The 4,773-nt window shown below is 75.8% G+C and carries 3 protein-coding genes, 1 tRNA gene and 2 pseudogenes; 2 read left to right on the forward strand and 4 right to left on the reverse strand.

The annotated features are described in order from the left end of the window. Together BU197_RS30105 and BU197_RS00670 are read right to left on the reverse strand one after the other, a co-directional pair. Positions 1-629, reverse strand: a pseudogene (locus BU197_RS30105) (hypothetical protein); the annotation flags it as partial. Further along, positions 629-1,204, reverse strand: a complete 576-nt coding sequence (locus BU197_RS00670) for a DUF4365 domain-containing protein (protein ID WP_188266165.1) — start codon at positions 1,202-1,204, stop codon at positions 629-631. The pseudogene BU197_RS30105 and the gene BU197_RS00670, both read right to left, overlap by 1 nt. A 120-nt stretch (positions 1,205-1,324) precedes the next feature. Here BU197_RS00670 and BU197_RS00675 point away from each other — a divergent pair, with 120 nt between their 5' ends. Next, positions 1,325-2,053: a 3'-5' exonuclease gene (locus tag BU197_RS00675; protein WP_188266166.1), complete on the forward strand. Its 729-nt coding sequence runs from the start codon at positions 1,325-1,327 to the stop codon at positions 2,051-2,053. Positions 2,054-2,168: 115 nt separating this feature from the next. Here the strand turns inward: BU197_RS00675 and BU197_RS00680 are convergent. Further along, positions 2,169-2,240, reverse strand: a tRNA-Val gene (locus tag BU197_RS00680). 39 nt (positions 2,241-2,279) lie between these two features. Then, positions 2,280-2,726 carry an SRPBCC family protein gene (locus BU197_RS00685; protein ID WP_188266167.1) on the reverse strand — a complete coding sequence of 149 codons (447 nt, stop codon included), beginning with the start codon at positions 2,724-2,726 and terminating at the stop codon, positions 2,280-2,282. 94 nt (positions 2,727-2,820) lie between these two features. Here BU197_RS00685 and BU197_RS00690 point away from each other — a divergent pair. Further along, positions 2,821-4,773 (forward strand): annotated as a pseudogene (locus BU197_RS00690) (hypothetical protein); the annotation flags it as partial.

Here is a 4,773-nt window from a genome sequence, read left to right on the forward strand (position 1 = left end):
GCGGGGCCCTGGGGCACCTCGCGCCACCAGCGGATCTCGTCGCTGGGCACAGCGAGGCCGGTGAGGACCTCGCGGGCGGAGGGCGCGGCGCTGCGGGCGAGGGCGTCGAGCGCCTCGCCGAGCAGGTCGTCGCAGTCCGGGAAGGCGCGGTTCTCGGGGACCAGGAGGCTGGTGCCGGGGGCGTCGCCGGGCGGGGTCCAGCGGCCGAAGCGGCCGGGTGCGCCGCCGCGCCGCCGCCAGCCGTGGCGGGCGAGGAGCGCGCCGAGGACGCACGGGTCGACCCTGCCGGGGTCGGGGGTGTCCCGGAGAGCGGCCCAGGGTTCGCCGGGCGGGGCGGGGGCCCTGGTCCTGGGCCCGGGGAAGACGCCGGGCAGCGGATGGGGCCGATGGGACGGGGGCACGGGTCCGCGCCCGGTCCCGTACGGGCTCCGCTCCTGCCCCGGTTCTGTCCCGTACGGGTCCCGTCCGGGTTCCGAGCGGGTGCCGTAGGGGTCCCGTCCGGAGGCCCGGTCGCTCCCGTACGGGTCCCGTCCGGGGTCCGGGTTGGTCGCGCGGGGGTCGGGTCCGGGCTCCCGGTCGGTCCCGTACGGGTCCTGTCCGGGGTCCGGGTCGTCGATCGGCCGGTGCATCAAGGTCTCCCTCCCCCGCCGACCCGGGTCATGATCCCGCAGAGTGCCCGGTCGTCGAAGATCCGTGTCGTGGGGACGCGGACGGTGGTCCTGCGCCGTCCCGTGACCGGGTGTCCGGCCAGATTGGTCCAGTAACAGCAGTGCCGCAGGTCGAGCCGGTCGTGGTCCGCCCTGAGCCAGTCCTCGGGGTTCCGGGGGACGAGCATCACGACCAGGATCTTGTGGACGGCCACCGGGGTCCTGGCGAGCTTCACCAGGTGGTCGTTGTCGAGGGTGAACGAGAACGCCCCGGACGCGTTCCCCGGGGTGCGCGGCGGTATCTGGTAGGTGCACTTGAGCTGCACCTTGATGGTCACTTCGTCGTCGACGGTGTGGCCGGGAGCGCTGTGGCTCACATGCCAGTCGATGCCGTTGTCCGGAAAGGGCTGGGAGAGCGAGCAGCCGGCCGCGGCGGCGACGGCGTGCAGGTATCCCACTTGGAGGGTCTCCATGCAGGCGGTGGTGGCGAGTGAGCCGCGCGTCGGAGTGGTCCGCTGGGACGGCAGCCCTCCCGACTCGGGCTGGGCGAGCGCCATGTGTTCTTCCTTCCCCGTCCCTTCTGTTGTGACCGGTCCGCGTACGGCGCAAACGGTCCGGGTATCACCCTTTCGGGCAGGGGGTTGGCCATCTGCCGCACGTGTGCAGGGAGTTCAGGGATGACGTTGCACTGGTTCGAGGGGCCCCTGGCCGCTTTCGACACGGAGACCACGGGAGTCGACGTCGAGGGCGACCGGATCGTGTCGGCCGCTCTCGTCGTGCAGGACACGGCGGGGGCGCGGCCGAGGGTGACGCGCTGGCTGGTCAATCCGGGCATACCGGTACCCGAGGGAGCCACGGCCGTCCACGGTCTGACGGACGATCACCTCCAGCGGAACGGGCGCTGGCCGTCCCCGGTGATGGAGGAGCTGGGCCGGGCGCTGGCCGAGCAGTCGGCGGCGGGTCGGCCGCTGGTGGTGATGAACGCGCCGTTCGATCTGACGATCCTCGACCGCGAGCTGCGCAGGCACCGGGCGTCCTCGCTCGGCGCCTATCTGGGGGGCGCCCCGCTGTGCGTGCTGGACCCGAGGGTCCTGGACAAGCATCTGGACCGGTACCGCAAGGGCCGTCGGACGCTGACCGACCTGTGCGACCACTACGAGGTGGAGCTGGCGGGCGCCCACGACGCGGCGGCGGACGCCACGGCGGCGCTCGATGTCGTACGGGCGGTGGCGCGGCGTTTCTCCTCCCGTCTGGAGCGGCTGACTCCGCCGGAGCTGCACACCCTTCAGGCGGTGTGGCACGCGGCGCAGGCACGCGGGCTCCAGGCGTGGTTCACGCGCCAGGGGACGCCGGAGACGGTGGACCCGTCGTGGCCGCTGCGGCCGGAGCTGGGGACGGCGGCGTGAGGGGCCGAGGGGGCCGTCGCGGCGGCACGGCCCGGCGCCGTGACGGCCTGGCGGCACGATGATCTGACGACATGACAGAGGCCGGTCCGTCTTTCGACGGACCGGCCTCTCCCGGTGGGCGATACTGGGATCGAACCAGTGACCCCTTCGGTGTGAACGAAGTGCTCTCCCGCTGAGCTAATCGCCCGGGAACGGGTTGAACCATACAGGCCCGCGCGCCCTCCGTTCAAACCGATGACAGCCGGGCGGCGAGTCCCCGTCGCCCGCGGCGCATCATCCAGGCGTGGTTGGCGCGGAAGAAGGGCCTGCCGGGGAAGGCGAGGGCCCGCAGGAGGCGCGCGCGGACCTCCACCTCCTGCTCGTAGAGCGCCCGGGTGCCGGTCCCCTCCGGGGCGAGGGTCCAGCGGGCCCAGCCCTCCAGGTCTCCGCCGAGGGCGGCTTCCAGGACCCGCGCCCCGGGGTCGCGGCGCACGGCGCGGACGGTGACGTGGAGGTCGTAGGGAAGCAGGGAGCGGAAGCGGGCGGCGCCGGTGGTGTCGTCGAGGGGGACGACCTCGCGGACCTGGGGCCACCAACGGGGGTACTCCTCGGCGTGGTCGAGGACGGCCCAGACCGCCTCGGGCGGGGCGGCGAGCCGCCAGACGCTGCGGAAGCGGTACCGGCACCAGTCCATGCCCCCAGTGTGGACGTACTCAGATGGCGCGGGCCGGGGAAATGAGTACCGGGACGCATTCCCCTCTTCTATGGCGGGGGCCACACTCCGACGCATGGACACTTCCCTGCCGCCCGCGGACGAACTGGTGCTCGTCGATCGCGAGCTGGCCCGACTCGACGCGCGCCGCTCCCAGTTGCTGGCCCGGCGCGCCTGGCTCCTCCAGGTCCTCCGCCCGCCGGTCGCGTCGGCGGCGCCTCTCCCGTTCGCGCCGGTGGCGGATTCCACTCCGCGCGGTACGCAGAACGTGCTGCTGACCCTCGGCGGCACGCTGCTGACCATCGCCGCGGTCGCCTTCACCCTGGTGAGCTGGGGTTCGATGGGGATCGGCGGCCGGGCGACGGTGCTCGCCGCGGTGACCGCGGCGGCCTTGGCGGCGCCGGTGGTGCTGTCGCGCAAGGGGCTCGGGTCGACGGCCGAGTCGGTGGCGGCCCTCGGGCTCGCCCTGACGGTGCTCGACGCGTACGCCCTGCACCGGGTGGCGCTGCCCGGCGCGGACGGTCTCGGGTACGCGGCGGCGGCCTCGGCCGTCCTCGCGGGCGCCTGGGCTGCGTACGGGATGGGGCTCCCCCGGCTGCGGGGGCCGTTGCCCGCAGCGATGGCCGCCGGGCAGCTGCCACTGCCGCTCGGGGTGCTGGCGGCGGGCGGCGGGCCGACGGCCTTCGCGTGGGCGGCCCTGGTCACGGCGGCGGCGGACGGCGCGGTGGCGTCGTGGAACCGTCCGGCGGACTCGGTACGGATCACGGCCGTGTCCGGGGCGACGGTGCTGGGCGGCTGGGCGCTGCTCATGGGCGGCTCGCTGTCGCTCACGGCTCCGTGGAGCGGCGCGGCGCTGCTCCTCGCCTGTACGGCGGTGGCGCTTCGCGCGGTCCTGCGGACGCCCTCGCTGACCCTGGCGGGCGGTCTTGTCGCGGGAGTGGCGGTGGCGGCGGCCTTCGGCGGGCTGCTGCGTGCCGGGCTCCCCTCCGACTGGACGGTGCCGGGGTACGTGCTGTGCGGTCTCGCGCTGGCGTCGGTGTGGCGCGCGGGCGTCTTCGGTGCCCGGCTGCCGGACGGGATACGCGAGGGGCTCGCGTACGCGGGAGGCACCGTGGGCGCGCTCGGGCTGCTGTGGGCGCTGCCGCCGGTCGTGACGGGGGCGCTGGGGCCGCTGGGGCGGCGGACGGAGGTCTGGTCGGGCGAGCACTCCGCCCCGCTCCTCCCCGCGCACCCGGGAACGGCCCTCCTGGTCCTGGCGGTGAGCGCGGCGGCCCTGATGTGGGTCCCCCGGGTCTGGGCCCGGCGCGGCGGCCTCGTCCTGACCTGGGGCCTGCTGACGGCCGTCCCGGTCACCCTGGGGTGGGGGTACGCGCCGACGCTCGTCCTGCTGCTCCTGACGGCGGCGGGCTCCCTGTGCGGCGCCGTGTGGCCGGAGGCGCTGACCCGGGGGCTCACGCGACCGGACGACGGGACGGCGCCGGAGGTGGCCACCAACGGTGCGGCGCCGGACGGGACGGTTGGGGACGGTGCGTCGCCGGGTACGACGGCGGCGGACGTACGGACCGCGGGGGCGGCGGCTCAGGACGGGATCGCGGGGGTCACGGCTCCGGGCACGGCGGCTCACGGCGGGGCTCCGATGGGGGCGGCCCCGGGCGCCGGGGCCCCGGCGGCGGACGTGGTTCTCGGGTGGACGGCGTTCGCCGGGGGGCTGGTGTCCGCCGTGGGGGCGATGGCGCTCTCGCTGGACGTCCGGGGGGGGCCGCGGGCCGGGGGGGGGGGGGGGGGGATCGGGAGGGGGGGGGGGGGGGGGGGGGGGGGGGGCGGGGGGGGGGGGGGGGGGGGGGGGGGGGGGGGGGGGGGGGGGGGGGGGGGGGGGTGGGGGGGGGGGGGGGGGGGGGGCGGGGGGGCGAGGGACGGGGCTGGGGTCCGTAGGGGCTCCTCCCGTAGGGGCTGTTCCCGTACGGGCTCCTCCCGTACGGGGTCACGTAAAGGATCCGGCACGGACACAGACGCAGACACAGACGCAGGC

This window comes from Streptomyces sp. CBMA291 (assembly GCF_014596525.1).
GTDB lineage: Bacteria > Actinomycetota > Actinomycetes > Streptomycetales > Streptomycetaceae > Streptomyces.

Coding starts and splice junctions, on each gene's coding strand:
- BU197_RS00685 (WP_188266167.1), bottom strand. CDS start 2,726: ATGGACTGGTGCCGGTACCGCTTCCGCAGCGTCTGGCGGCTCGCCGCC.
- BU197_RS00670 (WP_188266165.1), bottom strand. CDS start 1,204: ATGGCGCTCGCCCAGCCCGAGTCGGGAGGGCTGCCGTCCCAGCGGACC.
- BU197_RS00675 (WP_188266166.1), top strand. CDS start 1,325: ATGACGTTGCACTGGTTCGAGGGGCCCCTGGCCGCTTTCGACACGGAG.